A 2394-nucleotide genomic window follows, 5' to 3' on the forward strand; every position below is an offset into this window, starting at 1 on the left:
AACGATCGCGTCGACAGAAATTTCATCACCTTGTAGCCTTGCGCTTATGCCTATTGGCACTTGGCAGCCACCTTCTAAAACGCTTACAAAATCACGCTCGATAGTAGTTTCAATGACTGTATTTTCATCGTTTAGAAAATCAATCTGCTCTAAAATTTGTTTCTCATCTCTAGCCTCTATGCCAAGAGCACCCTGCCCCATCGCAGGCACCATCTGATCTAGCTCAAACGGCACTATATGCGCGACTTCGGAGCGTAAATTTAAGCGGTTCACGCCCGCCATCGCTAGGATAATGGCGTCAAATTCGCCCTCTTTGAGCTTGCGCAGGCGGGTTTGGACGTTACCTCGCAGCGAGATTATCTCAAGATCCGGACGCATCGCCAAAAGCTGCATTTTGCGGCGTAGGCTCGTCGTGCCCACGCATGCGCCCCCTGGCAGATCCTCAAATTTAGCGTATTTTTCGCTTAGCATCGCATCTCTCACGTCCTCGCGCGAGCAGATCGCGGCTAGCACTAGCCCCTCCGGAAATACGACGGGTACGTCTTTTAGACTATGTACTGCGATGTGCGTTTCGCCGCTTAGCATGCTGTCTTCTAGCTCTTTCGTAAAAAGCCCCTTACCGCCGATCTTAGCCAGCGGGGTGTCTAGGATTACGTCGCCTTTAGTTTTCATGCCCGTTAGCTCGACTGCAAGCTCCGGGTAGCGCGATAAAATTTTATCCCTGATATGCTCGCTTTGCCACATAGCCAGCACGCTTTTTCTCGTTGCGATTTTTAGTTTTTCCATATTTGCCTCTTTTCTTCTACGACTTCGACGTCGATGATCTCGCCGTCATCGCGCGGTTTGCTCTGCCCGCTCTCAAATTTTTCGTAATAATATTCGCTCCCACCCTTGCGCTCGCCGCCGTTTTTTAAATTTGCAAAAAACGCGACCGCTACGATCGCCGCGCCCAAAACGTCGGTGATAAGCCCCGGGATAAACATAAAAAATCCCCCGATCGCCATACCTACGCTGCTAAAGACGTCTGAGGGCTTAAAAAACGTGATGTTGCTAGTGAGCTGAAAAAATCCGACGCGAAACATAAAAAATAGCCCCAAAATAGCCGATGCGATGACCTCTAGAACTAAATTTAAAAATCCGTACGCGTGGATAAAAAAATACGCCGCTACGATCTCCAAAACGACGTAGGGCGTAAAAAAATGCCTTATCATAGGCTCTTTAGTCGCGCTAAAACTTCGCTTGCTTTGACGGTTTCTTTAACTAGGCCGCCCCGCGTGACGAGTTCGACCGTACCTTCAGCTAGCCCCTTGCCCACGATCACGGCATAAGGAAATCCCATCAGCTCAAATTCGCTCATCTTTACGCCAAAGCGCTCGTTTCTATCGTCAAGCAGCACCGAAACGCCAGCCGCGCGCAAGCTCTCGTAAAGCCCCTGCGCAAATTTAACGCCCTCGTCGTCCTTTAAATTTGAGACGATGATTTCAAATTTAAACGGAGCTAGGGTTTCGTTCCAGATTATGCCTTTTTCGTCGTGCTTAGCCTCGACGGCGACGGCTACCAGGCGGCTAATGCCGATGCCGTAGCAGCCCATGATAAACGGTTTTGCCTTGCCGTTTTCGTCCAAAAACGTCGCACCCATCGGCTCTGAGTATTTGGTGCCTAGCTTAAATATATGTCCGACCTCGATACCTTTGCTAACGCTTAAATTTCCTCCGCAGCAAGGGCATTTGTCGCCGGCTTTTACGGCGGTTAGGTCTTTGAAGCGCTCCGCGTTAAAGCTGCTAACGCTAACGCCGACGAAGTGATAATCCCGCTCGTTTGCGCCGCAGATCATCTGCGTCTCGCCTTCAAGCTCTTTATCGATATAAAACTCCACGCCCTTTAGCCCGACCGGCCCGCAAAATCCGCCCACAAGCCCAGCCACCGCGATCTCGGCCTCGGTTGCGTCCGTTAGCTCGAGCGCTCCACATGCGTTTTGCGCTTTGACCTCTTGTAGCTCATCCTCGCCGCGCACGAAAAATACTACGATTTTCTCGCTCTTTTCACCTTTATCGCCGATAAAAATCGCCTTTTTTATCACCGCTTTTATGCAGTAAAACTCGTCAACTCTAAAAAACTCCGCCACGTCTTTGATGGTTTTGGCATTTGGAGTTAAAAATTTAGCCGCGTCAGCCTCAGGTCGCTCGGCCTGCGTCGTTCGTTTTGCGCGGGTTGCGGCCTCTATGTTTGCGGCGTAGTCGCAGTTTTCACAGACGATGATATCGTCCTCGCCGCTATTTGCAAGCACCATAAACTCTTTGCTTCCGCTGCCGCCTATCGCGCCGCTATCGGCTCTAACCGCGCGGAAATTTAGCCCAAGGCGAGTAAAAATTTTGCTATAAGTTTTCTCCATCA

The 2394-nt window shown here is 50.3% G+C and carries 3 protein-coding genes; all 3 read right to left on the reverse strand.

What is annotated here, in order from left to right:
* Positions 1–786: hydroxymethylbilane synthase (gene hemC / locus Q0546_RS04540; protein WP_298790916.1), on the reverse strand; the 786-nt coding region annotated here is incomplete at its 3' end.
* Entirely contained in the window at positions 774–1211 is a 438-nt protein-coding gene (locus Q0546_RS04545) for an FxsA family protein (RefSeq protein ID WP_297938534.1), read from the reverse strand. The genes hemC and Q0546_RS04545, both read right to left, overlap by 13 nt.
* A partial coding sequence (proS, locus tag Q0546_RS04550) for a proline--tRNA ligase (protein ID WP_298790918.1) occupies positions 1208–2394 on the reverse strand: 1187 nt, incomplete at its 5' end. The genes proS and Q0546_RS04545, both read right to left, overlap by 4 nt.

It is taken from the genome of uncultured Campylobacter sp. (assembly GCF_937997465.1).
Classification (GTDB): Bacteria; Campylobacterota; Campylobacteria; order Campylobacterales; family Campylobacteraceae; genus Campylobacter_A.